Genomic DNA, 26,189 nt, shown 5'->3' on the forward strand with positions numbered 1-26,189 from the left:
CCCAGTGTAGAGGTGCCGTCGCTCGGGCCGGCTCAGACGGGCGGGGCCGGGCCCTTGGCGATCTCGGCCAGGAACTCGTCGTTGCCCTTGGTGGTGCGGATCTTGTCCATGAGCAGCTCCAACCCGGCGGCGGCGCTGCCGTCGGCGGCGAGAGCGTTGAGGACCCGTCGCAGCTTCCAGACCTGCTGGAGCTGGCCCCGCTCGAAGAGGAGCTCCTCGTGGCGGGTCGAGCTGGCGTTGACGTCGATGGACGGGTAGAGGCGGCGCTCGGCGAGGCGCCGGTCGAGCCGGAGCTCCATGTTGCCGGTCCCCTTGAACTCCTCGAAGATCACCTCGTCCATCTTCGATCCCGTCTCCACCAGCGCGGTCGCCAGGATGGTGAGCGAGCCGCCCTCCTCGATGTTCCGGGCCGCGCCGAAGAACTTCTTCGGCGGGTAGAGGGCTCCGGAGTCGACGCCACCGGACATGATCCGGCCGCTCGCCGGCTGCGCCAGGTTGTACGCCCGGGCCAGGCGGGTGATGCCGTCGAGCACGATGACCACGTCCCTGCCCAGCTCCACGAGGCGCTTGGCCCGGTCGAGCGTGAGCTCGGCGATGGCGGTGTGCTCGTCGGAGGGCCGGTCGAACGTGGAGGCCACCACTTCACCCTTGACCGAACGGCGCATGTCCGTGACTTCTTCGGGCCGCTCGTCGACCAACAGCACGATGAGATGCACCTCGGGGTTGTTCGCCTCGATGGAGTGGGCGATCTGCTTCAGGATCGTGGTCTTCCCCGCCTTGGGGGGAGAGACGATCAGCCCTCGTTGCCCCTTGCCGATCGGCGAGAGGAGGTCGATGATCCGCGTCGTCACCTCGGCCGCCCCTGAGGTCTCGAGGCGCAGCTTCTCGTCGGGGAACAGCGGCGTCAGGTCCTCGAACCGCGGGCGGTTGCGCGCCTCGTCGGGCGCGAGATCGGACACCGAGTCGATGCGGATCAGTGCCGGGAACTTCTCGTTCGACGCCGCCGGTCGGCAGGCGCCCTCGACGTAGTCGCCGCGGCGCAGCGCGAAACGGCGTGCCTGGCTGATCGACACGTACACGTCTTTGGAGCTCGGCAGGTAGCCGTCGGAACGGACGAACCCGTATCCCTCGTCGCGCAGGTCGAGCAACCCTCGGACCGGGATGAGCTCGCCGCTGTACTGCGCCTCCTGGCCGCCGCCCTGCAGCTCGCGCTCGCCGCCGCCGCCTCCACCCGGACCGCCTCCACCCGGACCGCGTTCACGGCCTCGGCGGCGCCGGCCCCGGCGGTTGCCGGGCTCGTTGGCACTGGCACCCTGCTGGACGTGCTGACGGTTCTGGCCCCCACCCTGGCGTGGGCCGTTGGCCGACCGCTCACCCGACCGGTTCCCGGCACCGGGATCGCCCGAGGCCTGGTCGCCCGAGGCCTGGTCACCCTGGGTGTGCTCACCCGACGACTGGTCACCGGGCCCCGCCTCCGCCGCCGGGCGCTCGGCGTCCGCGCTCCCGTTGGCGGCGGGTCGGTCCGGGCCGACCCCGTTGCCCTCGTGGCCGGCGTCCTCGTCGGCGGCGGCGACCTCCGAGGCCCCGTTCGACGTGGCACGCCTGCTCGCGGCGCGGGTCCGGGCGGGCGCGTCGGTACTGCCGTTGGCGCTCGGCCCGGCGACCTCGACCCCGGCGGCGCGCAGGATCTGGTCGATGATGTCGGCCTTCTTGCTGCGCGAGTTGGTGTCGAGCGACATCGCCTGGGCGATCGCCCGGAGCTCTTCTCGCTCTTTTCGTTCGAGTACGGACCGCTCGAGCTGTTGCTCTGCAGCCATCAGCCACCTCGCTAGGTTGCGTCCCCGTATCGGTTTGGGAGAGCCCAGACGTCAGGGGGCACGAACAGGGGGAAAGGCGCCCGGCGTGTCGTCACGCCGAGTCCACCGCTGCCCCCACCAAGTCGCCGTCGGAGACCCGTTCAGGAAAGACCGACTGCGAAAGCCTGTCGCCCGCGTCGCTCCGAAGATTTCGGGGGGCGGCGGTGCCCATATCGTACCGGACACCGAGGCTCGTAGGCAACAACACTCCCACCCCGGGGATTGTTCCCGTTCCGGGGCGAGCGGCCTCGCGCCGGGACCGCCCTCAGAGGCCGAGGCCGGCGAGCACTGCGGCGTCGTCGGGCTCGACCGACTCCGGCACCGAGATCTGGCTGATGGCGAGGTCGGGGTCCTTGAGGCCGTGGCCCGTCAGGACGCACACCACGGTGGAGCCGCTCGGGACCCCCACCTTGAGCAGCCCGGCCACCGATGCCGCCGACGCCGCCTCGCAGAACACCGACTCCTCCGACGCCAGGAATCGGTAGGCGGCGAGGATCTCCTCGTCGGTCACCGCCTCGATCGCCCCACCGGACTCGCTGGCCGCCGCGGTCGCCCCGTACCAGGAGGCGGGGTTGCCGATGCGGATCGCCGTGGCCACCGTCTCGGGATGCTCGATGGGATGGCCCTCGACGATCGGCGCGGCCCCGGCGGCCTGGAACCCGAACATGCGCGGGAGCTTGGTGGCACGGCCCGCGGCCTTGTACTCCAGGTAGCCGCGCCAGTACGCCGTGATGTTCCCCGCGTTCCCCACGGGGATGCAGTGGACGTCGGGCGCGTCGCCGAGGACGTCGACGACCTCGAACGCTCCGGTCTTCTGGCCCTGGATCCGATAGGGGTTCACCGAGTTGACCACCGTGATCGGCGCCGTCTCTCCCAGGCGGCGGACGATGGCCAGGGCCTCGTCGAAATTGCCGCGCACCTGGAGCACCTTCGCCCCGTGCACGAGCGCCTGGGCCAGCTTGCCGAGAGCGATGTGGCCCTCCGGGATGAGCACCGCACACGTCATCCCCGCGCGGGCCGCGTAGGCGGCCGCCGATGCCGAGGTGTTCCCCGTCGACGCGCACACGACCGCCTTCGCCCCGCCCTCGAGGGCCTTCGAGATCGCCAGGGTCATGCCGCGGTCCTTGAACGAGCCGGTCGGGTTCGATCCCTCGAGCTTGAGCAGCACCCGCGCCCCCACCCGGGCCGACAACCGCGGCGCCTCGAGCAGCGGGGTGCCCCCTTCGAGCAGCGTCACGACCGGCGTGTCGCCCGTCACCGGGAGCAGGGACCGGTACGCCTCGATCACCCCGGGCCATGCCGTCATCGCCCAGGCCCTGTCCTCGTCTCCCAGGCCCTGTCCTCGTCGCCCAGGACGCGCAGCACGCCCCCGACGTGCCCCACCACCTCGAGCCCGCGCAGGTCGTCGAGGGTCCGCTGCACGTCACCCTCGCGCGCCACATGGGTGAGGAAGATCAGCCGGGCCTCGTCACCCAGCCCCACCTGCTCCATCGACCGGATCGACACACCGTGGTCGCCGAAGACCCGGGCGACGGCCGCCAGCACGCCGGGGCGGTCGACCACGTCGATGTTCAGGTACCACGCGCACCGCAGGTCGTCGGCCGGCCGGAACCGGGGGCGCACCCGCCGCAGCGGCCGCCCCGAGGTGCCCGTCCGCAGGTGGTACGCGGCATCGATGAGGTCCCCGAGCACCGCCGAGGCCGAGGGCCGGCCGCCGGCCCCACGGCCGTAGAGCATCAGCTCGCCGGCGTTGTCGCCCTCGATGAACACGGCGTTGAACGCGCCCCGCACCGACGCCAGCGGATGGGTCCGGGGGAGCATCGCCGGGTGCACGCGCACGGAGATCTCCGGGGCGTCCGACGGCTCGGGCCCCGTGCCGTCCACGCGCTCGATGACGGCGAGCAGCTTGACGACATAGCCCAGGCGCGCCGCGAACGAGATGTCGACGGGATGCACGGAGCCGATGCCTTCCCGCGGCACGTCGTCGGAGACCACGTCGCAGCGGAAGGCGAGCGCGGCGATGATGGCGGCCTTGGCCGCAGCGTCGTGGCCGTCCACGTCCGCGGTCGGGTCCCGCTCGGCGAAGCCCAGCCGCTGGGCCTCGGCCAGGGCCTGGGTGTAGGACAGGCCGTCCTCCGACATGGTCGTCAGGATGAAGTTGGTCGTCCCGTTGACGATGCCCATCACCCGGCGCAGGCGCTCGCCGGCCAGCGACTCGCGCAGAGGCCGGATGATGGGGATGGCCCCGGCGACGGCCGCCTCGTAGAGCAGGTCGACCCCGGCCGCCGCGGCCGATGCCGCCAGCTCGGCCCCGTGGGCGGCCAGCAGCTCCTTGTTGGCGGTCACCACGGGCTTGCCCGCCGCCAGGGCGCTGTCGAGCAGCCCGCGGGCGGGGTCGATGCCGCCGATCAGCTCGACCACGACGTCGACCCGGGGATCGGTGACGAGCGCCTTGGCGTCCCCGGTGATCAGGTCGGCGGGCACGCCGGGCCGCGGGCGAGACGGGTTGCCCACGGCGACGCCGACGACCTCGAGGCGCACACCCGACCGCCACGCGATGGCGTCGGCGTCGGCAAGCAGGATCGACACGAGGGCCGCCCCCACATTGCCGCACCCGAGCACGGCGACCCGCACGGGGGCGTCGTCCGCTCCGGGGGCTTCGGCCGCGACCCGGCCGGCGTCGGTCCTCGCCATCTGCTCACGCTACCGCCCGTCGACGCCTCGGCCCGACGCCGGCGGGGCGGCTTCCCGGTCGAGAGGCTCGGCGGTCAGGTGTCCAGCCGGAGCAGGTCGTCGTCGGTCTCGCGCCGCACGACGACCCGGGCGTCCCCGTCCCCCACGAACACCACGGCCGGCCGGGGCACCTTGTTGTAGTTGGACGCCATGGAGTAGCCGTAGGCGCCGGTGACCGGCGTCGCCAGCACGTCGCCGACGCCGGCGGCCGCCGGGAGGCGGGCGTCGGCCACGACGACGTCGCCGGACTCGCAGTGCTTGCCGACCACGGTCACGGCGCGCGGCCGCGGGGCGTCCGCCGACAGCGGCAGGAACGTCTCGTACCCGCTGCCGTAGAGGACCGGGCGCGGGTTGTCGCTCATCCCCCCGTCGACGGCCACGTAGGTCCGCACACCCGGCAGCTCCTTGATGGTCCCGATCCGGTAGAGCGTGATCCCTGCGGTGGCGACCACGGACCGCCCGGGCTCGGCCGTGATCCGCGTGCCCTCGGGCACGCCGGAGCGCCGGCAGGCCTCGTGCACGGTCGCGGCCCACGAGGCAAGGGACGGCGCGTACTCGCCCGACACGTACGGGACACCCAGCCCGCCGCCGACGCAGAGCTCGGACAGGCCGAGGGGCGCGAAGAAGGCCGCCAGCACGTCGACCTCCTCCGCGAAGGACTCCACCCGGAAGACCTGGCTCCCGATGTGGGCGTGGACCCCGACGAGCTCGACGCCCGGCAGGCCGCGCAGCCGGGCCACGCCCTCGGCGGCGGCGCCGGAGGCCAACCCGAAGCCGAACTTGGAGTCCTCCTGCCCGGTCCGGACGAACTCGTGGGTGTGGGCCTCGACGCCCGGCGTCACCCGGATCATGACCGCCGTCCGGCCTCCCCCGCCGGCCGGACGGGCGAGGCGCGCCAGGCGGTCGATCTCGTCGAACGAGTCGACGACGATCCGCCCGACCCCGACGTCGAGGGCGCGGGCCAGCTCGTCGTCGGACTTGTTGTTGCCGTGCAGCACCAGGCGCGTCGCGGGCACGCCGGCCGACAGGGCCACGTGCAGCTCCCCTCCCGTCGACACGTCGAGCTGCATGCCTTCCTCGACGGCGAGCGAGGCCATGGCCCGGCACAGGAACGCCTTGGTGGCATAGGCCACGCCGTCACCCCAGGCCGCCACGGCCTCCCGGCACCGGGCCCGGAGGTGCTGCTCGTCGTACACGAACAGCGGGGTGCCGAAGCGCTCGGCCAGCTCCACGAGGTCGACGCCGCCCACCTCGAGGCGGCCGGTCGGGCCCACCCGCGCCGACATCGGCAGGAGCTCGGCGCGCACCGGGCCCTCGTCGGGCGCGGCCGCCCCCGTGCCGGAGGTGTGCTCGACGAGGCCGTCCATGAAAAGAGGCTACTCAGGCCGGGCGTTCGCTCGGTCAGGCCGGCAGTGCGCTACATCGACTCCGGCGCGCTCACCCCGAGGAGGTCGAGCCCGATGGAGAACCCGACGCGGGCGGCCTCGACGAGCCACAGGCGCGCCTGGACGAGCCCGTCGCCGACGCTCTCGGCCAGCACGGGGCAGTCGTGGTAGAAGCCGTGGAACGCACCGGCGAGCTCCCGGACCCACGCGGTGACCTTGTGCGGAGCGCGGTCCCGGCCGGCGTCGGCGACGACGTCGGGCAGCTGCTCGAGACAGCGCAGCAGTTCGAGCTCGCGCTCGTGCACGAGCGGCGCGAGGTCGACGTCGGCGAGCGACCGGCGTTCGATGCCCCGCTCCGTGCGCACGCGCTCGATGGACGCGATGCGGGCGTAGGCGTACTGCACGTAGTAGACGGGGTTCTCCATCGACTGCTTGCGCACGAGGTCGAGGTCGAGGACCTGTGCCTGGTCGAGCGACGACATCAGGGACAACAGGCGCGTGGCGTCCGCCCCGATGTCGCTGATCAGCGCGTCGAGCGCCACGAAGTTCCCGGCGCGCTTCGACATGCGGACCGGCCCGTCCGACGAGGCGCCGCCGAGCTCGGGGTGCTCCTCCACCGCCGTCGCGGTGGCCTGCTGGCGGGTGAGCCCCGGCTCGGCCTGCATCAGCGCGTCGACGACCGCCTCGAGCGACTGGTTGTAGACGAGCGACACCATCTGCCCGATCTTCACCTCGAGCCGTCCGGCGTCCACGCCCATGGCCTCGACGCCCAGCGTGAGGCTCTTGACCTGCCCGGCGTGGTCGGCGCCGAAGATGTCGATGACCCGGTCGAAGCCCCGGACCAGGAACTTGTCACGGTGGTAGGCGAGATCGCCGGCGAGGTAGGTGGCGTCGCCGTTGGACTTCACGAGGACGCGATCGCGATTGTCCCCGAGGCGGCTCGACCGGAACCACACCGCGCCGTCCTCCTCGTCCACGAGGCCCTTGGCGGCCAGGAGGTCGATCGTGGCGCGGATGGCGCCGCTCTCCTCCACCGACGCCTGGCTGTACCACGCGTCGAATTCGATCCCGATGCGCGCCAGCGTGACGCGGATGTGGTCGAGAATACGCTCGCCCGCCCACCGTCCCGCCGCCTCGACGTCCTCGGGACCGTCGTACTCGGCTGCCAGCTCGGCCACGTACTCCCCTTGGTACCCCTCGTCGGGGACCTCGTCGCCGCGGCGCCGAGCCAGCACGCTGCCTCCCAGGGCCCGGATCTGGCCACCGGTGTCGTTGACGTAGTACTCGCGGTGCACCGACCACCCGCACCGCGTGAGGACGCGGGCCAGGGCGTCGCCGTACGCGCCCCACCACCCGTTGCCCACGTGCAGGGGGCCGGTCGGATTGGCCGAGACGAACTCGACCTGTACCCGCTCCCCCGCGCCCAGTTGGGGGCGGGCGTAGCGGTCCTCGCCGTCGTGCACGACCTCGGCCAGGGTGTCGTGCAACCATCCCGGCTCCAGATGGAGGTTCACGAACCCCGGCCCGGCGACCTCCACCGACCGGAGGTGGGGGGGCGGGTCCGCCCGCAGTCGCCCGGCGAGCTCCTCGGCCAGCTGGCGCGGCGGCCGACCCAGCGACTTGGCGTTCACGAGGGCCGCGTTGGTCGACCAGTCGCCGTGCTCGCGACGGCCCGGGCGCTCCAGATGGACGTCGGCCGCCTCCATGACGATGCCGAGGGACGACAACGCCCCGCTCACAGCAGCGGCGATGCGGGGGCGAGCAGCCATGGTCCCGCCGAGGATGGCGCGGCGGAGCCTGGTGCGCAATTACCGGGCGGGGGCGGCGCCTCGGGACCGTGGTCGGGAGGCTGCCGGCATCGTGACGACTACAGTTCGGTCACGGCTTCGCGGGCGCGACCCGCGCTCGTGCCGGTGGCATGTGCATCGGCCCTCGTAGCTCAGCGGATAGAGCACCGGCCTCCGGAGCCGGTGGCGCAGGTTCGAGTCCTGCCGAGGGCGCCGACCGAAGTCCCTGCTCGCAGGGCCTGCGAGGCCGCCCGAGGTGAAGGGACGAGCACTCCGAGGTCCAGCGAGGGCGGCAGCGAGCCCAGCCGCAAGCCTCTCCGGGAGCCTCGCTTGAGGACCGGGCCCGAATCGAGCGGCAGTTGTCGGCCTGACCCGACGCCGCGGGGCCCTGGATCCCTCGTGCCCGGGGGTGCCGGCGCACCCTGTCCGCTGGTCTGGTGCCGCCCGATCGCACAAGCCGCCGTCGAAGCCGTCGTCGAAGCCGCCGTCGACGCCGTCGACGCCGCCGTCGAAACGATCCAGGCACTCGTCGGCCGGCGATGGGCCGTAGCCTGGTGAGGTGGACTCCCCCTCTGACTCACCCCTGGGTGAACGCCGGTGATGAAGGGCCGGACGGTCAACTTCTTCGTCGAACCCGCGATGCTCCCCGAATTGCTCCGGGCGATAGACGAGGAAGTCCTCCCGAGCTTCCGGGAGCTGCCCTCGTTCATCGGGATGGTCGTGCTGCGATCGCAACAGGGGTCGCGCACCGAGGTCACGGGGATCTCGCTGTGGGAGGGCGACCTCGAGGACTCGGAGGAGGTCGCCGCCGAGTTCCGCCGTGAGGTGCACCGGGTGTCGGGCACGGGCGCCTCGCGCAAGGCGCACGACGTGCTCCGGCTCGAGCTCCGTGGTGAGCACGGAGCCGGGGACGCTCAGCTCTGACGGCTTCCCGGCGGGCGGGACGACGCGCCGCCCGTCAGGACGCCGTGCTTCCTCCTCGTGCGGCCAGCGCGTCCTGGATGAACTGCTCGAAGCTCACGACCTGGGCGCCCGGAGGAGCGGTGACGCTGACGGGCGCGCCGTAGTCCGAGAGGTCGAGCACGTCGTCCACAGTGGTCTTGCCCACCGAGGTGACGCTCTCGGTCAAGGAGATGCCGAAGCGCCGCAGCAATCCGGCACCGTCGACGTAGACCTTGTCAGAGGCGCTCTCCAAGTCCACGTGGCTCAGGGCCGACTCCATCCACGACGGCAGGTTGGCATGGGCGAGGCGGGCCTTGACGGCGGCCGGGTCGACGGTCACCGAGTACCCCTGGACCGCGCTGCCGTCGATCGTGGAGGGGCCGAGCGGCACGATGGTGTTGCCCTGCTGCGCCATCAGCCGCAGCATCGCAGCGGGGTTGGTGCCCGTCCCGAGCGCACCCGGGTCCTTTCCACTCGAGTCGGCGAGCGACGACAGGTCGATCGAGATCCAGGACTTGCCGGGGATGAGCTGGTCGAGCCCGGCGACGTGCTCGAAGACCGCACCGGCGATGTACAGCAACTGTACCTGCGTCTGCTGATCGCCTTCGGACAGTGCCATGTCGAGCTGCATCGCGTTCTGGCTGAAGTCGATGCTCCCGTTGCCGCTCCCGGACACGTGGGCAGCCGGGGAGTCGACGGACATGTGCATGGTGACGTGCGCGGTGCGATCCGCCAGTGTGCTGTTGACGGAGTCGATGACAGCGGCTTCGGCGCTCTTGCCGCCGCCGAGCGTGACAACGAGGCCCGCGGTCAGCGCCACCACCACGAGGGCTGCCACGGAGGCGACGAGCCGCCGCCGGGGCCGGCCGGTCCGAGGCCGAGATCCTTGCGGGCTCGAGGACATGGAGAAGTCGGACGACCCCGGGCCGAACGAAGATTCCCACGCCGACCCTGGCGCCGACACAGGTGCGGCTCCCGGTGCAGAGGCCGACGCCTGTGTCCGCGCACCCCAGTCCGACCCGACGGTGTGAGGCGACGCGCCGGGCCCGTCGGGCAGTGCGTCGAAGGACTCCACCGATCCGTCTCGGACCAGGGTGGTGGGCAGGCCCTGCCGGAAATAGCGAGCTTCATGGGCCCCCGACGGGTCGGGCGCCCAGCCCTCGTACGCCTGCATGCAGCCTCCGATCCGCCGTGACACCCCCCAGTGACGATCGGCCCGTCGGCGCCGGTGCTTTAGCCGGCCACGACCGGGGGTGGGCGGAGGCCGCGGCCGTCGCCTCCCCCGGGCCCCCCGGGCCCCCGGGCCCGACGACGGGCCCGGGGAACCCGGTCGATGCGGGTCTCGCCCGTCAGGCCCCCGACGTCGAGCCGGCGGTGGCCGCCGCAGCCGTGGCCCCGTCGCCAGGCATCCCACCCGGGCCCGGCCCCTGAGGCCGGTCCAGCTGCTCGCTCCCGGCGTGGAGCTTGTCGATGGCCGCGGTGCCGTTCGTGGTCACGGTGTTGAAGGTGACGGCATCGCCGACGGCGAGGTCGCTGAGGGTGGCCTCACCGTTCTTGTCGATGTCGCTCGTGGCGGTGACCGCGTACGTGGTCGTGGCCGTTCTCGTCCGGATCGTGACGTCGGAGGTCCCGACGGCGGTGACGGTGCCGCTCAGGGGGAGGCCGACGCCGCCTCCTGCCGGGGCCAGCGGCGACGACCCGGAGGGCGCCATCGGCGACGACCCCGTGGGTGCGGTTGTCGAGGAGGAGCTCGCGGGTACGGAGGTCGGAATCGTCGCGGCGTTGGCCGTCATCGTCGTGGACGCCACCGCACCGGCGGCGGCACCGAGACCGAGCAGCCCCAAACCGGTGGCGACCGCCTTCGGGATTCGTCGACGGCGCCTGGGGCTCGTCTCATCGTGCGTTTCCATGTTCAGTCTCCTTCGTGACAGCAGTCCCCGATCTGGGGCCTCATCACCGTGGGCCGCGGACCTTTGGTGCCCCGCACGACCAGCTGTGCGTCACCTACGAGCGTCCGTCTTGCCGATGCGTCAACGGGCGTGTCGATCGGGGCTAGCGTCGGCGACGCGTCTGGGGCCGGATTGATGTGGTCTCAGTGGGGGGCGGACCTTCCCGGTCCGACCCCGGGCGCGAAGGGACTGCTCGATCCCGGGTTTGGTGACGGGGCGCCTCCACGTTCCACGCGAGCCCCGCCCGGCGGCCCCGCTCCACGACACCGACGTTCCGCTCCCCAGGCCGCTCCCCAGGCCGCGCCCCAGGCCGCTCCCCAGGCCGCTCACCAGGCCGCTCCCCAGGCCGCTCACCAGGGAGAACCATCTCCCTCCGGCGTTCCCGGGGCTCCCTGGGCCCTCCCGACCGTCGGCCCGATTTCACAGGGGGCTCACAGCCGACCCACAGTGGCCCTGCAACCGGGACCGTCATCCTCGGAGCGGGAGGTGCGTCGGACCGTGGAAAAGTCGGAACGTCACAGGGTGCTGGTCGTCGACGACGAGCCGTCGATCGTCGACGCCGTGGCCACCTCGTTGCGCTACGAGGGCTTCGACGTGGAGGAGGCGATCTCGGGACGGGCGGCCCTGGCCGCCGCACAGGAACGCCCCCCGGACCTGATCGTCCTCGACGTGATGCTGCCCGACCTCGACGGCCTCGAGGTGACGCGCCGACTGCGTATGGACGGTATCCGCGCACCGGTGCTGTTCCTCACCGCACGCGATTCCCTCGAGGACAAGATCGCCGGGCTCACCGTCGGTGGCGACGACTACGTCACCAAGCCCTTCGCGCTGGCAGAGATCATCGCCCGCGCCAGGGCGCTGCTGCGCCGGTCGGGTGTCGACCAGGCGGACGAGGGCATCCTGCGCTTCGCCGACCTCGAAATGGACGAGGGCGCGCACGAAGTCCGGCGGGGCGGTGCGCGCATCCAGCTGACGGCCACGGAGTTCAACCTGCTGCGCTTCTTCCTCCGCAACCCTCGCCAGGTGCTCTCCAAGGCGCAGATCCTCGACAACGTGTGGCACTACGACTTCGGCGGCGAGGCGAACGTGGTCGAGACCTACGTGAGCTACCTGCGCAAGAAGCTCGAGCGTCACGGGCCACCGCTCATCCACACCATCCGCCTGGTCGGTTACACCCTGCGCGATCCGGAGGCCTCCTAGGTGTCCCTCAGGACCCGGCTGCTGCTGGCGGCCGGTGCCGTTGCGCTCATCGCGCTCGTGATCGCCGACGCCGTCACGTACCAGGAGCTGCGTTCCTTCCTCTACGGCAAGATCGACCAGTCGCTCGAGCAGTCCCATAGGCCCATCGAGATCGCCCTGCACAGCGGCCCGTCGCCCCAGGGCGCGGGGAGGGAGGCGCCCGCGCCGGTCGGCGCCGGGAACGGCATCGCCGGATCGGGAACGACGTCGTCCACATCGACGCCGAGCGTGTCGGAGGGCTCGTCGGGGACCGAATCCTGCTCCGGGTTCGGAGGGCTGTCGGACCCCGTGCTGCGCCAGCTGGCCCCGAGCACGTTCGTCGAGCTCCGGAGCGCGACCGGTGCAGCCTTGTGCACGTACTCGGCACCTCCCGAGCTGGGCAGCGCCGAGTCGGTCTCCGAGTCGACCCCGAAATTGCCGGCGCGCGTCACCGGATATGCCAAGAATGCCTCCGACCTCGGGGAGCCCACCGTCTACTTCACCGCCGCTGCAGCCAAGGGCGGCGATTCGCAGTTCCGGATGCGGGCGTCGGTCCTCGAATCGGGCCCGTACGTCGGGGGGGAGCTCCTCGTCGGCGTCCCGCTCGATTCCACTGTCGGGACGCTCGATCGATTGCTGGTCGTGGAGCTGGCGGTGACGGGCGCCGCGCTGGCCGGGGCGCTACTCCTCGGATGGTGGCTGGTGCGAGTCGGTTTGCGCCCGCTGCGCGCCGTGGAGGGCACCGCCGCGGCGATCGCCCGGGGTGAGCTCGCCGAGCGCGTCCCCGGCGAGGAGGCCCGGACGGAGGTCGGGCGCCTGGCGCGCTCGCTGAACGTCATGCTGGGCCGGATCGAGAAGGCCTTCGCCCAGCGCGACGCCACCGAGCGAGAGCTGCGGGAGTCCGAGGGTCGCATGCGCCAATTCGTCGCCGACGCGTCGCACGAGCTGCGCACGCCGCTCACCGCCGTCTCCGCGTACGCCGAGCTCTTCGAGCAGGGGGCCGTCACCCGTGCCGACGACCTCGAGCGCGTCATGCAGGGGATCCGCAGCGAGACGGCGCGCATGGGCCACCTCGTCGAGGACCTCCTGCTCCTGGCCCGGTTGGACGAGGGCCGGCCGCTCGAGCAGGAGGAGGTCGAGCTCGTGGGCGTGGCGGCGCAAGCCGTCCAGACTGCGGCCACCGTGGGACCGCAGTGGCCCGTCCAGCTGGTGGCCCGGGAACCGGTCGAAGTCGCCGGGGACCACCTGCGGCTGCGCCAGGTCCTCGACAACCTCCTGGCCAACGTGCGGACCCATTGCCCCGCCGGGACGTCGACGGTGGTGGCGGTGTCGAGCGAGCCCGGGAACGCGCTGATCACCGTGTCCGACGACGGCCCTGGCCTCGACCCCGAGCTCGCCGCCCGGATCTTCGAGCGCTTCTACCGCGCCGACCCCTCCCGATCGCGCCGCCACGGTGGTGCCGGCCTCGGCCTGTCGATCGTGGCCTCGATCGTCAAGGCGCACGGCGGCACCGTCGCCACCGCGCCGCGACCCGGCGGAGGATCGGTGTTCACCATCCGCCTCCCCCTCGCCGGGGACGGGGACGGGGACGGGGACGGGGACGAGAGCGGGGACGGGGCCAACGCCGACGGCCCGATCTCCTCCGGGGATTCTCAGCCGACTCATAGCTGACTGTGCGAGGGCCGCGAGATTCGGATGGTCGTATGCAGCAATGAACGAGACGCCCACAGGAGACGCCGTCGTCAACCACCCGGCACCCCCCGACGGTGGGGCCGCATGCTCGTCCGGCAGGGCCGGGGGCCCGCCAGCGGCGACACGTGCCGTGACCGTGACCCGGGTCCGCCGGGCCTCGAGGACCTTCGCCATCGTGGCCGCCGGCGCCGCCGCGCTGCTCGGCGTGGTCGTGTCCAAGGAGATCCCCGGGACCACCGCTGCCGCCCGGACCACCGCCACCGGCGGGTCCCCGTCCGGGGTCTCGTCCGCCACGACGGCGGGGGGCTCGGGCACCACCTCGGGCACGTCCAGCTCGTCGCCGGCGACATCGTCGTCGCCGGGCTCCTCGTCGTCCTCGGGGTCGGCGACGGTCGTCTCCGGCGGCACCGGCGGCACCGGCCACTGATCCCCACCGACGCCGAAGAGACGGACACAGATCGGAATGCGAACCATGACCCCTGAGACGCACGACGACCACGTCGACGCGCCGGCACCGTCCACGTCGGTGCCCCAGCCTGTGCTCCGCTCCATGCGGGCGATCGGCACCACGGCGATCGTGGCGGTCACGGCGCCTGCGGCCGCGGCGCGCGCCGAGACGATCCTGGGCGAAGAGCTCGTCGCCATCGACGCGGCGTGCAGCCGCTTCCGGCCCGACTCGGAATTGTCGGCCCTGAACCGTGCGGGCGGGATCCCCGTGAACGTGAGCGCGTTGCTCTTCGAGGCCATCACCGTGGCGCTCGAGGTGGCGCAACGCACCGGGGGGGCGGTCGACCCCACGGTCGGCGCCGCCATCGAGGCGCTGGGCTATGACCGCGACTTCGAGGAACTCGGCGCCGACACCACGGCGCTGGTGCGACCGCCGCAGCCTGCGCCCGGCTGGTGGGAGATCGACCTCGACCCGCGCACCAGGACGGTGCGCGTGCCGCCCGGAACCCACATCGACCTCGGCGCCTCCGCCAAGGCGCTCGTGACCGACCGGGCCGCCCAGCGCATCGCCCACGCGGTGCGCTCCGGCGTGCTCGTCAGCATCGGCGGCGACGTCGCCGTCGCCGGGCCCGCGCCCGAAGGCGGCTGGGCGGTCGGCATCGCCCACGACTCCTCGGCGGCGGTCGACGCCGTCGACCAGGTGGTCGCCATCGCGACCGGCGGTATCGCCAGCTCGAGCACCGCCGTGCGCACGTGGCAGCGCGGCGCCCGGCGGCTGCACCACATCGTCGACCCGGCGACCGGCGACAGTGCTGCGCCCCACTGGACCCTGGTGTCGGCGTCCGGCGCGAGCTGCGTCGAGGCGAACGCAGCCAGCACGGCGGCCGTGGTGTGGGGCGAGCAGGCGGTGCCCAGGCTCGTCGAGCTCGGCCAACCCGCCCGCCTCGTCCGTCACGACGGACAGGTACTCACCCTGAACGGATGGCCCGCCGCCGACGAGCGGGGGCCACGGTCATGACCTCCCCCGTCCTCTGGTACGCCACCCGCGCCACCGGTCTCGTGGCGCTGGTCCTCCTCACCGGCACCACGGTGCTCGGGATCATGACCGCCAACCGGTTCGCCACACGGTGGTGGCCGCGCTTCGCCCAGCAGGACCTCCACCGCCGCGTGTCCATGACCACCATGGCCTTCCTCGGGGCCCACATCGTCACGAGCGTCATGGACAGCTACGTCCACATCGGATGGGCCGCCGTCGTCGTTCCCTTCGCCTCGACCTACAAGCGCCTATGGGTCACGCTGGGGACGGTGGGTGTCGACCTGCTCCTCGCCGTGGCCATCACGAGCGCGCTGCGCCACAAGATGGCCGCCCGCACCTGGCGGGCAGTGCACTGGCTGGCGTACCTCTGCTGGCCCGTCGCCCTCTCCCACGCCTTCGGGATCGGGACCGACATGCGCCAGGGCTGGGTGATCGACCTCGCCGTCGGCTGCATCGCCGCCGTGGTCGGCGCCGCCACCTGGCGCATCACCCTCGGCGTGGCCCGCAGGCGCCGGGCGTTGGACGTCGTTCCCATCCGCGAGCGCCCCCAGGGCGTCGCCGTCAAGCACATCTCCGTCTAACCGACAAGGACACCCGATGACGATCACGACAACCGCCGACAGTGCAGCCGTCGCCAACGGCGCCGGCACCGGCGTCGGGACCAGCGCTGGCGGGTCCACGCTCCTCGGGAGCTGGCGGGCGCGCCACAGCGCGGACCTCGGCGCCCACCTGGCCCACCACGGCCCAATTCCATTGCCGGGCCCTGGGGACACGTCGTGGGCGGACCGGTTCGCGGCGGCGATCGAGGCGTCGGGGATCACCGGACGCGGCGGGGCGGCGTTCCCGTCGTCCGCCAAGCTCGCGCTGGCGCGCGCCGGCCGGGCCGGGCCGACGCTCGTGGTCAACGCCATGGAAGGAGAGCCGGCCAGCGGCAAGGACCAGGCGCTGCTGTCGTGCGTTCCCCACCTCGTCCTCGACGGCGCCCAGCTGGTCGCCGCCGCCATCGGCGCCGGTCGGATCGCGCTGTGCATCCCCGCCGACCGCTACGACACCGCGCTCGCCGCCTCGCGTGCCGTGGCGGAGCGCGCCGGCACCGGGCTCATGCCCGTCGCCGTCACCGTCGTCCGGCCGCCGGGACGCTACGTCGCCGGGGAGGAGTCGGCGCTGGCCTCGTGGTTGGACGGCGGTCCCGGGGCACCCACGTTCCGACCGCGAAAGGGTGTCGCACTGACGATCGGGCGGCGTCCCGCCCTTGTCCACAACGCCGAGACCCTGGCGCACATGGCCCTGGTGGCACGGTACGGCCCGGACGCCTTCCGTGCCGCCGGGCGGCCCGGATCACCGGGCTCGACCCTGGTGACGGTGACGGGCGGCGTGGAGCACCCCGGGGTCTACGAGATCGCCCTGGGGACGCCGCTGGCGGAGGTCGTCGGCTGGGCGCACCCGGTCGACGAGGTCCAGGCCGTGCTGACCGGTGGGTTCGGCGGGAGCTGGCTCCCCGCCGCCGCCCTCGGGACCGCGTACGCGCCGGGCCCCATGGCCGCGGTCGGCGGTGTGGTCGGCGCCGGGGTCCTGGTCGTGCTCCCCCGCACCGCCTGCGGGATCGCCGAGACGGCGCGCATCGCCCGGCACATGGCGGGCGAGAGCGCCGGCCAGTGCGGGCCCTGTGTGTTCGGGCTCCCGGCCATCGCGCAGGACCTGGCATGGCTGGCGAGCGGGAGAGCCGACGCCGGGCTGACCCCGCGCCTGGAGGGCCGCTTCGGCGCCGTCAACGGGCGCGGCGCCTGCCGACACCCCGACGGCGTCGTCCGCATGGCGCGCAGCGCACTGTCGGTCTTCGCCGGCGATGCCGCTGCCCACGCCTCGGGTCGGCCGTGCCTCCACCATGCCCGCCCGTCGCTGCTCCCGCCGGCGACGGCGCGACCGTGAGGAGGGCCGTCGTGAAGACGACGATCAGGGTCGATCCGATCGCGTGTGACGCGTACGGGTACTGTGCCGAGCTGCTCCCCGAGCTCGTCAGCCTCGACGAGTGGGGCTACCCCGTCGTCGGCGGGCAGCCCGTGCCCGGTCACGTGCTGGCGCTGGCCCGGCAGGCCGCCAAGGACTGCCCCCGACGGGCCCTGGTGCTCGAGCAGGCGTCCGACGACTGAGGTAATGGCGTCGCGGCGACGTCGGTCGACGCCACCGCCACCGCCACCGCCACCGCCACCGCCACCGCCACCGCCACCGCCGGTCGTGTCGTCGTCGTTCGACCGAGTCCTCTTCCGAAAGGCCTCGATGTCCACGGAGAGAGAGCGTCTGGTGCACCGGATCGCCGAGCTCATCACATGCTCGGCGCTCCTGCGCCAGCGGCACGAGCATCCCTGCCGAGCGCCAGCAGGTGACCGAGGCCATCGAGGAGTCCGAGGCCGCCCGCCATCAACTCCGGTTGGCGTTGTTCGCGGTCGGAAAGGAGGAGGGTGCGTCCATCAGCGAAGTGGGGCGGGTGCTCGGGATCTCGCGCCAACTGGCCTCTCGTCTGGCGGGTGAAGCAACCAACGCGGGTTCCCGGGTGGAAGGCGTCGAAGACGACCCGTGACAGCTGACGGATCCGAGCGCCATCCGAGTCACTCGGCGCGCAGGAGCAGAGCCGTCGGCGTCCGGGCGGCGATGCGCCCGGGGATCGCCGCGACGACGTTGGCGAGCACGAGGGCGCCGACGGTGATGAGGACGACCGACAGCGTGGGGACGTTCGGTGCGGGCACCGCGTCGATCTGGCGGGCGAACAGCTCCCACAGCACGCGACCCACGATGATGCCGAGCGGGACGCCCACGGTGGCTCCGATGGCGACGGCGACACTCGCCTGCCAGCTGATGCTGGCGGCGAGCTGACCTTCGGTGAAACCCAGTGTCTTCAACAGTGCCAGCTCACGGCGACGACGCTTCACCGATGCCATGAGCGTCAATCCCAGTGCCGCCACCGTCCCAGCACCGAGCGCGACGCCGAGAAAGGCCGGAGTCGAACCCATCGAGCGGTAGTTGATGATCTCAGCAGGCAGTTGCACGGTCATCAGGGTCACGCCGTAGTTCGTCGGCAGGGTCAAGGTGCTGGCAATCCGCTTCAGGGCACGCAACGACGAGGCCGGGTCCGCGCCGTTGCGCAGGCGGACGAAGACCGCGTTCGGCCCGGGGGGGTCGTTGCCGAAGCTGTCCCTGACCGCAGCCGGTATGAGCTCGTACCGAAGCACGGCCCCGGTCCCCATGGACAGGTGATTGGTGTCCACGCCGGTGATCCCGATCGTAGGCATCGTCGCCGTTCCCACGATCCGGAGTCGGGTGGGGGCGGCAGCTGCGAAGGCGACCTCGATGGTGTCGCCGACGTGCTTGTGCAGCGCTGCCAGCGTCGAGGCGCCGAGCACGACCTGCTCGCGCGCCTGGAGGCCGTGCCCCGACAGCACCGGGGGTTCGACGGTTGCGCCCGGAGTCCCGCCGAGGACCGGCACCGTCTGGCTGTCGATCCGAAGGGTGCCGAAGTAGTACCCGGACCACGCGGCGACGTCGGGGTCATGATCGAGCAAGGATGCGGCCTGCCGTTGGGGGATGTCCCCCACGCCGCCCCCTCCGCTCAACTCGTAGTTCCAGTTCCATCCGTACAAGTCCGGATGCGAGACGAGGCTGTTGAGGCTGGAACCGAAGACGACCGTGCTGATCACGACGACCATGGCCAGCACGGCACCCAGGATGGCCGAGCGCACCGGCACCGGGTCGCGGTCGTCTCCCGCTTGCAGCGCGAAGCGGACCCCGGTCACGGCCGGGGTCGGCATGCCGGCGGCGGCCAACGCAACGGTCAGACCGGATCCCCGAGCTCGAGTCGTGCGGTCGCGCTGGGCGACGCGATGGGGCGCCCACCGATGGGCGAGGATCAGCGCGATGGCGCCCAGGCCGACGACCAGGACCAGGAACCCGAGTCCGAGCACGGTCCAGTCGAACGACACTCCCGGCGTCGGGTCCACGGGACGCACCGGTCCCAGCGGGGCCAACGGGGAGAGGGCGACCGCCACGGCCGCCGCCAGGATCGAGCCCGCGACCACCGACGCCACGATCCCCAGGAGCCCGTCGACCATGGTCATGCTCGGGCCCGCCCCGAGCGCCCGCAGCGTCCTCCCCTCGCCGGCGCCGAGGCGCAGGTGACGGACGATCAGCTGCGCGGCGATGAGCAGCGCGGCGATGGCGGCGATACCCCCGAAGACGCCGAGGGCGATGGCTTCGGGCTTGATCGCCCGCTGGGCCTTCGCCTCGACGACGGCCGACGCGTGGGGGTCGAACGGGAGTCGCGAAGGGAAGATCTGCTCGATCTCGGACTCCACCGTTGCCACCGAACGGCTGCCGTGATCCAGTTGGAGGTAGCTGAACGCGTAGTTCGAGCAGCACGCCACCATCCTCCTCGAGAGTGCCGGCGTGAACACGACGGATTGCGGGGTGCCGGACGCGTCGACCTGGTCCTGCACCACTGCATCGTTGAACACGACGATCCCGACCAGCGTCATCTCGAGGCGGAGCGCCGGCTTCGTCGGCTCGTACGCCGAGCTTCGGTAGACGGCCCACGGGGTGGTGTCACCCACGTGCAGCTTGAATTCGCGGGCAGCCGCCGCCGACATGACCATCTCGTCGACCCGGGTCGGGTCGGCCATCCGACCCGTTGTCACCGTCAGGCGGTCCTGATCGAAGTACTCCCCGTCGACGCTGCCGACGATGTTGCCGCTCGGACCGGTGTTCGGAGAGCCGTCCGGCTTCAGCTGGTAGGCGTTGAGCGCCGCGAAGCTCTCCACCCGCTTGACGTGGGGAAGGCCCGAGATGGTGCGGACGAGCCCGGCGTCGTACCCGGAGTCGAACCCGAGGCCCGGGCTGTACAGCCCGGTTCCGACGCTCATGTCCGACGGGTTGGTGCTGGCCAGGAAGGCCGGGAAGGACGACTGCGTGCGCCGGGCGGCGGCGACGGCACCCATGGCGACGCCGCCGACGAGCCCGACCAGGAGGACCAGGGCGAGGTAGCTGCCGCCGCGCCCGCGGAAGGTCGCACCGAACCGGTACAGGGCGAGCCTCAGCGCCCCACCGTTCACCGGCCTACGCCGCCGTGCACGCTTCGCCACACCTCGGTTGACCTCCCAGCAGGTCGCGCCGATCCCCCGGCCGCGATCAGTCTGCCTCGGGGGCGTGGCGCGCCCAAGGGGGCCACCCGGTGTCCTGCCTTCGTGCCTGCACGACCGGCTCCGGGCCGGACCGTGCCAGCCGGGCCGGGTACCGTCGGGAAGCACGCCGCGGGCCCGGGCACTCCGGGCAGGGAGCGGCCGGGCCCCCGGCTGCTACGTGCGCGGCGTCAGCGACGCGAGATCGAAGCTCCCGCTGCCGGTGAGTGTCGACGCGCCCACCAGGGTCGGACTGGTGACCACGGTCCGCCACGTCCCACGAACGGGAAGTCCGTCGATCGTCGAGAACCAGGTATCGGCGACGTTCGTTCCCGTCTGACCGCCACCGAAGGTCGCCACCTCGCGGAAATGCAGCGTCGGTACCGCTCGGCCCCCGATGCGCAGGGTCTCGGGGCCCACGTAGCGGTTGGTCCCGGTCATCGTGACGACGCCGGTGTCGATGGGGTCGTTCTTGCCGGTGCACGCGAAGGCGAAGCGCTGCCCCACCACGAGCCGGGACGGAATGGCCATCTCCGGCGGTGTGCACGTAAAGGTGGCGGTGTCGGCGATGACGAGGGCGATGAAGTTCCACCGGTACCAGCCGGCGCGGGCGACCTCCACGAGGTTGCCGTCGCGCGGGCAGTACGTGGAGTTCTGCCAGTGGCTGTCGCTGTAGTCGAGGCGCAGGACCCAGCAGCCGTCGGGCCGGTACGAGACCGTGCCCGGGATGCGGGGCCCCTCCACCTGTGACTTCGGCGGGAGCGAGACGCGCTCGTTGCCCGAGCCGGTGTAGGAGTAGACACCTTCGTGGGGGCGAAGCTTCCCCGGGTCGGCCACCAGGCCCGTGGCCCCTGAGCGGAACCGCTGGTAGGCGGTGATGCCGGCCAGCTCGTGCGGACCGGAATGGTTCCACGTGTAGACGAAGAATCCGGCCCCCACGACCAGGACCGTGACGATCGCCGCCGTGACGATCAGTGCCGTCCGGTGCCGTCGGGCGAACGGCGCCCGCCCGACGACCGTGCCCGCACCCACGTCCCCGCCGGCCCCGACGCCCGTGCCCGCACCCACGTCCCCGCCGGCCCCGACGCCCTCGCCCGGCACGAGCGCGGGGATGGTGACGAACAGCGGCTCGATCGGCTCGGGGCGTACCCAGACCGGAGCGTCGTGGACCACGCGGGTCATGGGTCCGGCTCCGCCGTACGCCCCGGGCCGCGCCGCAGGAGGTTGCGCACACCCCGCATGACCGGATGTGGGTAATCAGTCCGCAGACGGTCGAGGGCCGCCTGCATGACGGTCGTGGTCTCCTCGTAGCAGGCGTCGACGACGTCGGGGTCGTCCGCGGCGTCGGGCCCGTACCGGCTCCAGTCGAGCGCGGGCAGGAACTCCACGGTGATCGACGCGGGCATCGGGAGCGGCGGCACCAGGATGGTCGTCACGCCGAACGGCGGCCCCACGAGAATGGGGAACACGTTGATCCGAATCCGCTTGAGCCCGAGCGCGCTCGCCAGTCGGTCGCCGCGCGAGACGACCACCACGGCGTGGTGGGAGCCGTGGGTGACGACGGGGACGACGGGCACGCCGGCGTGCAGCGCCAGGCGGACGAACCCCTTGTGCCCGGCGAGGTCGACCCGGTCGCGCTGGCTCCACGGACGGCACGCCTCAAGGTCGCCGCCCGGGTACACGAGCACGGCGGCGCCCTGCTCCAGCGCCAGTTCCGCCTCGCGGCCCCCCGCCGGGATGGCGCCGATCCGTCGCAGGAACGGCCCCACCACCGGCAGGCCGAACAGCAGGTCGTAGCCGAGCGCGTACGCGGGCTGCTCGAGGCCGCGCCGCTTGATGATGGCCTGGGCGACGACCCAGGCGTCGGGCATGTAGAAGAGGCACGAATGGTTGCCCACCAGGAGCACCGGCCCCGTCGCCGGGAGGTTGTCGAGCTCTTTCACCTCGGGCGAGAAGAAATCCGTGTACCGGGCCACGGCCGCGAGCTTGCGCCCGATGAAGGCGGGGTCCCGGCGGAACAACGGCTCGGCTCGCTCGTGCTCGAGACGCGTCGACAGGGGGCCCACCAGCGGCGCGAGGAGGCCCTTCGACCCGTTGCCGCCGGCGTGGCCCGCTGCATTGCCGCCGGTGTGGCCGCCGGTGTGTCCCCCGGTGTTGCTCCCGGTGCGTCCCGCTGTGACGGTCATGACGATTCTCGCTTTCCTCCCCGTTCTCGCGCCCGGACCGGCCCGCGAGGAAGAGCAGTTCGTCCCAACCTTGGGGGGAAACGGAACAGTCCCCGCGCGGCGCCCTGGCCCCGGTCCGGGGCGGGAGCGGCTGCCGGGGACGGGGCCCGCTACCGGGGACGGGGCCCGCTACCGGGGCGGGATGGAGTACGTGACCTGCGCCTTGGCCACGAGATCGTCGGCCCCCACCGACCGGAGCCCGACGTCGACCACGGCCAGGCTCTTGCCCAGCTTGAGCAGCCTCCCCTCGGCCAACACGTCGACCAGCGGGGGCTTGCGCAGGAAGTCGATGTGCAGGCTGGTGGTCACGGCCAGAGGCACCGGGCCGATCTGCGCCAGGATGGCGACCCACGCCACGGCGTCGGACAGTGCCATGAGCGCGGGCCCCGACACCGTGCCACCGGGTCGGCCGTGGGACGCGGTGACGGGGAGCCGTAGGAGCGCTCCCCATGCCGCGGCGTCCTCCACGACGTACGGCGGCGGCGCGTCCGGGAACACGTTGTCGAGGAAGACCTGGAGCTCCTGCGCGTTCATCGGGGGCACCAGCGCACAGTACCGGTGCGGGAGTCGACGACCAGGGCTCAGAGGCCCCCGGCGGCGGTACGCGACGGGGTGGGCCGCCCGGACGGGGTGGGCCGCCCGGACGGGATGCTCCACACCTACCGGATGCGCCATACCTCCGGAAGGCTCCGAGGCACCCGCAGGTTCGGCTCCCCACCGAACCGCCCACAGGAGTCGCTCCTGGTCACGACGACGCCGGGCCCTCACCGTCGGCGGCCGCAGCCGAGGCCGCAGCCGGGCCCGCAGCCGGGCCCTCGCCCGCCCCGGTGGCGTCATCGCCACCGGGGCGCGCCGTCCGGGCGGCGCGCAGGGCGCGGATGCCGTCGTTGATCGCCGTGGTGATCAAGCGGTCGTTGTCCTTCGAGATGAAGCGGTGCACCCGTCGCTCGAACAGGGCGCGCAGGACCGGGTTGAAGGCGTGGTACGTCTCGGTGAAGTGGATCCGGGTTCGGCCGTCGCCGAGGTCCTCGAGCTCCGTCCGCCCTTCGGCGCGCGACCACAGGGGCTTGCCGATGGCGTCGTACTTCCAGGACCGGTGCGGGGTCACCTCGGTGAGCCACTCCCACGAATAGCCCACGCCCCCCGAAAAGAGGTAGCGCGGCACCCGGAAGGTGCAGTGCCGGATGAGGCCTTCCCCCACGTCGTCCCCGGGGTGGAGGATCTCGATCGACACCCCCGACGAGGTGGGCCGGCGGGGGCCGCGATACCAGAAGAGCCGCCACACCTCGCGCGGCGTGCCGTCCACGACCACGGCGTAGCGGTGCTCCTGCACTACGACGCTCCCGCCCACGGGGAGCCGTAGGTCTCACGGTGGGCCTTGGCGGCCACGGGCAGGCGACGGGGGGGCCCGAGGGGCCGCCCCGGCCAGCCGAGAGGGACCACGGCCATGGGGAGCACCTCCGCCGGGAGCCCCACGATCGACGCCAGCTCCTCCCCGAAGACGAGGGGGAGGGTGGTGAGCGACGAGCCGAGCCCGAGCGCGGTGGCGGCCAGGAGGAGGTTCTGGACCGCCGGGAACACCGAGGCCTCCATCACCCGCCGGTCCCCGACGCCGGTGTCCCCGGCCACCACCACCAGCACCGGGGCGGCGGCCACGCCTCCCTGCGCCCCGACCTCGACGTCGGCCAGCAGGCCGGGGGCGAGCCGTCCCTCGGAGTGCGCCCGGCCGCCACCCTCCCAGGCCTGGCGCGTGAGCCGGCCGATGGCGGCACGGCGCTCGCCGTCGCGCACGACCACGAAGACCCACGGCTGGCGGTTCTCGGCGCTCGGGGCGAAGGTGGCCGCGTCGAGGACGCGCTCCACGGTGTCGTCGTCGACCGGTCGGTCGTCGAACGTCCGGCAGGCGCGTTGGCGGTGCACGACGTCGAAGAAGCCCTCCATCGGCCCCACGTTACGGGGCGATGGTGGCCGCCGTCCCCATCACGATGCGGGGCTGCGCCCCCGGGCTCAGCCAGCGCAGCAGCGCCAGCAGCTCGCCCGTCGGCAGCGACACGCACCCCGCGGTCGCGCCGCCCGTGGAGACGTGAAGGAAGATGGCGCTCCCCGCGCCGGGCACGGTGGAGTCGGTGTTGTAGTCGATGACGGCGCCGTAGTCGTAGGCGGGGGTCTGGTCCATGGGCTCGGGCGCGGCGCCGGCGTCGGCCGTGCTCGTGTCGACCCACTGGTTGTAGGCGGGGCTGGCGGGGTCGTCGTCCCACACGATGCTCGGTCCCGTCACCGGCCGGTAGGGGAACTGCACGCCGGGATCCGCCAGCACGCCGAAGAAGAAGCCGAACGGGTAGGACCCCGACGGCGTGCGCCCGTCACCCTCGTGCTTCTGCCCCGGCGGTGCGAAACCGTGGTAGCCGATGTTCGCCTGCCATGGACCGAAGACCTGCTGCCACCCTGTGCCGGTGCGCTGGTAGGCCGTGAGCGTGGCCGCCGTCACACCGTAGGAGGCGGCGCTCACGGCGACCACCTGGGACGCCGACCCGACACCGGCGAGGCGCGTCACGAGGGGCGCGGGCGGCGACGGCGAGGTGGTGGGGGCGGGAGCCGGCACCGCCGTCGGGGGCCGGGCGACGACGGTGGTCGTCGGCGCGACGGCGAGGGTGGTCGTGGGCGGCGCCGGCGTCGTCGCCGTGGTCGTGGCGACGATCGTCGTGACCGGGACATGGTGGCGGGCACGTGCGGGGGGCGCGGCGGCTCCCCCGCACGACGTCGCGGCGAGGGCGACGGCGAGCGCCCCCGCGTGCACCCGCATCGCCCGGCGCACCCGCATCGCCCGGCGCACGGGGATCGCCCGGCGCACGGGGATCGTCGGCGGCCCGGGGCTAGCGTGCGCGTCCGTGCCGCGCTCCGGGCGCACCCTCGCCCTCCTGGTCGCCACCGGCCTCCTTCCCTGCTCGCTCCTGGCCGCCTGCGCGGGGACGGCCCGGACCGGGGCCCCGCACGCGCACGCCGCCACGGCGTCGGGGTCCGCCCCGGTGGGCACGGCGCCCGTCGTGGAGTCCAGCACCACTATTCCCCCCGGTTCCGGCGCCGGGGGGACCGGGCCGCCCACCAGGGCCCCGACGACCACGGGCCCGACCACCACCGGGCCGACCATCCCCACGCCACCCCCGGGCTTCGTCGGCGCGGTGGCCCCGGTCACGGCCGCCGAGGTCCCCTCGACCTGGAGGCCGGGCTGCCCGGTGGGGCCCGCCTCCCTGCGGATGCTGACCATGGGCTACTGGGGCTTCGACGGCCAGCCGCACACCGGGACCATGGTCGTGAACGCCGCGGTGGTCCCGGCCGTCCTCGCCGTCTTCGGCCGGCTGTACGCCGAGCACGTCCCCATCCGCCGGATGCAGCCGGAGGACGCCTACGGCGGGCAGGACCCCGCCTCCATGGCGGCCGACAACACCTCCGGGTTCAACTGCCGGTATGCCGTGGCGGCCGGCCCCCCCTCCTGGTCGGTGCACGCCTACGGGGAGGCCATCGACGTGAACCCGGTCGAGAACCCCTACATCGAAGGTGGCCAGGTCCAGCCTTCCCAGGGCGCGCCGTTCACCGACCGGTCGAACGTCCGCCCGGGCATGGCGGTGGCCGGCGGACAGCTCGTGGCCGCGTTCGCGTCGGTGGGATGGGCGTGGGGCGGGCGGTGGACCGCGAGCCCCGACTACCAGCACTTCTCGTCGACAGGCGGCTGACCGGCCGCGGTAGCGTCGCTGCC

24 protein-coding genes and 1 tRNA gene are annotated in these 26,189 nt (G+C 72.8%); 11 read left to right on the top strand and 14 right to left on the bottom strand.

Going from position 1 to position 26,189, the window contains the following annotated elements; all coding sequences use genetic code 11:
• Positions 1 to 32: 32 nt before the first annotated feature.
• The 5 genes from rho to argS all read right to left on the bottom strand — a co-directional run bounded on the left by rho (position 33) and on the right by argS (position 7,743).
• On the bottom strand, positions 33 to 1,817 hold the full coding sequence (gene rho, locus VMV22_06470; protein HUY21967.1) for a transcription termination factor Rho: 1,785 nt from the start codon (positions 1,815 to 1,817) through the stop codon (positions 33 to 35).
• A 304-nt stretch (positions 1,818 to 2,121) separates the two neighbouring features.
• Positions 2,122 to 3,162, bottom strand: coding sequence for a threonine synthase (gene thrC / locus VMV22_06475; GenBank protein HUY21968.1), 1,041 nt, complete (start codon positions 3,160 to 3,162; stop codon positions 2,122 to 2,124).
• A complete protein-coding gene (locus VMV22_06480) occupies positions 3,159 to 4,550 on the bottom strand; it encodes a homoserine dehydrogenase (protein HUY21969.1) in 1,392 nt (463 codons plus the stop codon). The genes thrC and VMV22_06480 overlap by 4 nt, the downstream gene beginning before the upstream one ends.
• A gap of 74 nt (positions 4,551 to 4,624) precedes the next feature.
• Positions 4,625 to 5,956 carry a diaminopimelate decarboxylase gene (lysA, locus tag VMV22_06485; GenBank protein HUY21970.1) on the bottom strand — a complete coding sequence of 444 codons (1,332 nt, stop codon included), beginning with the start codon at positions 5,954 to 5,956 and terminating at the stop codon, positions 4,625 to 4,627.
• Between the two features lie 50 nt (positions 5,957 to 6,006).
• Positions 6,007 to 7,743, bottom strand: a complete 1,737-nt coding sequence (gene argS / locus VMV22_06490; GenBank protein ID HUY21971.1) for an arginine--tRNA ligase — start codon at positions 7,741 to 7,743, stop codon at positions 6,007 to 6,009.
• A gap of 159 nt (positions 7,744 to 7,902) precedes the next feature.
• On the opposite strand from argS, the gene VMV22_06495 reads away from it, so the two are divergent.
• Together VMV22_06495 and VMV22_06500 are read left to right on the top strand one after the other, a co-directional pair.
• Positions 7,903 to 7,974: transfer RNA gene (locus tag VMV22_06495), tRNA-Arg, on the top strand.
• 384 nt (positions 7,975 to 8,358) lie between these two features.
• Entirely contained in the window at positions 8,359 to 8,685 is a 327-nt protein-coding gene (locus tag VMV22_06500) for a hypothetical protein (GenBank protein ID HUY21972.1), read from the top strand.
• A gap of 34 nt (positions 8,686 to 8,719) precedes the next feature.
• On the opposite strand, the gene VMV22_06505 is transcribed toward VMV22_06500, so the two are convergent.
• Together VMV22_06505 and VMV22_06510 are read right to left on the bottom strand one after the other, a co-directional pair.
• A complete protein-coding gene (locus tag VMV22_06505) occupies positions 8,720 to 9,541 on the bottom strand; it encodes a hypothetical protein (protein HUY21973.1) in 822 nt (273 codons plus the stop codon).
• Positions 9,542 to 10,052: 511 nt separating this feature from the next.
• The gene (locus VMV22_06510) at positions 10,053 to 10,613 is read right to left on the bottom strand and encodes a hypothetical protein (protein ID HUY21974.1); all 561 of its coding nucleotides are present in this window, start codon (positions 10,611 to 10,613) and stop codon (positions 10,053 to 10,055) included.
• A gap of 561 nt (positions 10,614 to 11,174) precedes the next feature.
• Between VMV22_06510 and VMV22_06515 the strand changes: the two genes are divergently transcribed.
• From VMV22_06515 to VMV22_06550, 8 genes are all read left to right on the top strand, one after another.
• Entirely contained in the window at positions 11,175 to 11,852 is a 678-nt protein-coding gene (locus VMV22_06515) for a response regulator transcription factor (protein ID HUY21975.1), read from the top strand.
• Positions 11,853 to 13,541 (top strand): HAMP domain-containing sensor histidine kinase, encoded by a 1,689-nt coding sequence (locus tag VMV22_06520; GenBank protein HUY21976.1) that lies wholly within the window; start codon positions 11,853 to 11,855, stop codon positions 13,539 to 13,541.
• 157 nt (positions 13,542 to 13,698) lie between these two features.
• Positions 13,699 to 13,989, top strand: coding sequence for a hypothetical protein (locus VMV22_06525; protein HUY21977.1), 291 nt, complete (start codon positions 13,699 to 13,701; stop codon positions 13,987 to 13,989).
• 45 nt (positions 13,990 to 14,034) lie between these two features.
• Positions 14,035 to 15,027 (top strand): FAD:protein FMN transferase, encoded by a 993-nt coding sequence (locus VMV22_06530; GenBank protein ID HUY21978.1) that lies wholly within the window; start codon positions 14,035 to 14,037, stop codon positions 15,025 to 15,027.
• Entirely contained in the window at positions 15,024 to 15,626 is a 603-nt protein-coding gene (locus tag VMV22_06535; protein HUY21979.1) for a ferric reductase-like transmembrane domain-containing protein, read from the top strand. Before VMV22_06530 ends, VMV22_06535 begins: the two co-directional genes overlap by 4 nt.
• Before the next feature lie 16 nt (positions 15,627 to 15,642).
• Positions 15,643 to 16,974, top strand: coding sequence for an NADH-ubiquinone oxidoreductase-F iron-sulfur binding region domain-containing protein (locus VMV22_06540; protein ID HUY21980.1), 1,332 nt, complete (start codon positions 15,643 to 15,645; stop codon positions 16,972 to 16,974).
• A gap of 11 nt (positions 16,975 to 16,985) precedes the next feature.
• Positions 16,986 to 17,195, top strand: coding sequence for a ferredoxin (locus VMV22_06545; GenBank protein ID HUY21981.1), 210 nt, complete (start codon positions 16,986 to 16,988; stop codon positions 17,193 to 17,195).
• Positions 17,196 to 17,425: 230 nt separating this feature from the next.
• A complete protein-coding gene (locus VMV22_06550; protein ID HUY21982.1) occupies positions 17,426 to 17,623 on the top strand; it encodes a helix-turn-helix domain-containing protein in 198 nt (65 codons plus the stop codon).
• 28 nt (positions 17,624 to 17,651) lie between these two features.
• On the opposite strand, the gene VMV22_06555 is transcribed toward VMV22_06550, so the two are convergent.
• The 7 genes from VMV22_06555 to VMV22_06585 form a co-directional block, all read right to left on the bottom strand.
• The gene (locus tag VMV22_06555; protein HUY21983.1) at positions 17,652 to 20,144 is read right to left on the bottom strand and encodes an ABC transporter permease; all 2,493 of its coding nucleotides are present in this window, start codon (positions 20,142 to 20,144) and stop codon (positions 17,652 to 17,654) included.
• A 243-nt stretch (positions 20,145 to 20,387) separates the two neighbouring features.
• Positions 20,388 to 21,392: a hypothetical protein gene (locus VMV22_06560; protein HUY21984.1), complete on the bottom strand. Its 1,005-nt coding sequence runs from the start codon at positions 21,390 to 21,392 to the stop codon at positions 20,388 to 20,390.
• A complete protein-coding gene (locus VMV22_06565; protein HUY21985.1) occupies positions 21,389 to 22,396 on the bottom strand; it encodes a lysophospholipid acyltransferase family protein in 1,008 nt (335 codons plus the stop codon). The genes VMV22_06560 and VMV22_06565 overlap by 4 nt, the downstream gene beginning before the upstream one ends.
• 168 nt (positions 22,397 to 22,564) lie before the next feature.
• Positions 22,565 to 22,969 (bottom strand): PaaI family thioesterase, encoded by a 405-nt coding sequence (locus tag VMV22_06570; GenBank protein HUY21986.1) that lies wholly within the window; start codon positions 22,967 to 22,969, stop codon positions 22,565 to 22,567.
• 211 nt (positions 22,970 to 23,180) lie between these two features.
• A complete protein-coding gene (locus VMV22_06575; protein ID HUY21987.1) occupies positions 23,181 to 23,786 on the bottom strand; it encodes a hypothetical protein in 606 nt (201 codons plus the stop codon).
• Entirely contained in the window at positions 23,768 to 24,376 is a 609-nt protein-coding gene (locus VMV22_06580) for a nitroreductase family protein (protein ID HUY21988.1), read from the bottom strand. Before VMV22_06580 ends, VMV22_06575 begins: the two co-directional genes overlap by 19 nt.
• A 10-nt stretch (positions 24,377 to 24,386) precedes the next feature.
• The gene (locus VMV22_06585; GenBank protein HUY21989.1) at positions 24,387 to 25,286 is read right to left on the bottom strand and encodes a L,D-transpeptidase family protein; all 900 of its coding nucleotides are present in this window, start codon (positions 25,284 to 25,286) and stop codon (positions 24,387 to 24,389) included.
• A gap of 37 nt (positions 25,287 to 25,323) precedes the next feature.
• Between VMV22_06585 and VMV22_06590 the strand changes: the two genes are divergently transcribed.
• Complete coding sequence (locus tag VMV22_06590) at positions 25,324 to 26,166, top strand: M15 family metallopeptidase (protein ID HUY21990.1); 843 nt, start codon at positions 25,324 to 25,326, stop codon at positions 26,164 to 26,166.
• Positions 26,167 to 26,189: the final 23 nt, after the last annotated feature.

This window comes from Acidimicrobiales bacterium, from assembly GCA_035531755.1.
Taxonomy (GTDB): domain Bacteria; phylum Actinomycetota; class Acidimicrobiia; order Acidimicrobiales; family UBA8190; genus DATKSK01.

Bases quoted from the DNA above. Each gene is read 5' to 3' on its own strand.
- rho (HUY21967.1), bottom strand. From the start codon at position 1,817: ATGGCTGCAGAGCAACAGCTCGAGCGGTCCGTACTCGAACGAAAAGAG.
- thrC (HUY21968.1), bottom strand. From the start codon at position 3,162: ATGACGGCATGGCCCGGGGTGATCGAGGCGTACCGGTCCCTGCTCCCG.
- VMV22_06480 (HUY21969.1), bottom strand. From the start codon at position 4,550: ATGGCGAGGACCGACGCCGGCCGGGTCGCGGCCGAAGCCCCCGGAGCG.
- lysA (HUY21970.1), bottom strand. From the start codon at position 5,956: ATGGACGGCCTCGTCGAGCACACCTCCGGCACGGGGGCGGCCGCGCCC.
- argS (HUY21971.1), bottom strand. From the start codon at position 7,743: ATGGCTGCTCGCCCCCGCATCGCCGCTGCTGTGAGCGGGGCGTTGTCG.
- VMV22_06510 (HUY21974.1), bottom strand. From the start codon at position 10,613: ATGGAAACGCACGATGAGACGAGCCCCAGGCGCCGTCGACGAATCCCG.
- VMV22_06530 (HUY21978.1), top strand. From the start codon at position 14,035: ATGACCCCTGAGACGCACGACGACCACGTCGACGCGCCGGCACCGTCC.
- VMV22_06535 (HUY21979.1), top strand. From the start codon at position 15,024: ATGACCTCCCCCGTCCTCTGGTACGCCACCCGCGCCACCGGTCTCGTG.
- VMV22_06540 (HUY21980.1), top strand. From the start codon at position 15,643: ATGACGATCACGACAACCGCCGACAGTGCAGCCGTCGCCAACGGCGCC.
- VMV22_06560 (HUY21984.1), bottom strand. From the start codon at position 21,392: ATGACCCGCGTGGTCCACGACGCTCCGGTCTGGGTACGCCCCGAGCCG.
- VMV22_06565 (HUY21985.1), bottom strand. From the start codon at position 22,396: ATGACCGTCACAGCGGGACGCACCGGGAGCAACACCGGGGGACACACC.
- VMV22_06570 (HUY21986.1), bottom strand. From the start codon at position 22,969: ATGAACGCGCAGGAGCTCCAGGTCTTCCTCGACAACGTGTTCCCGGAC.
- VMV22_06580 (HUY21988.1), bottom strand. From the start codon at position 24,376: ATGGAGGGCTTCTTCGACGTCGTGCACCGCCAACGCGCCTGCCGGACG.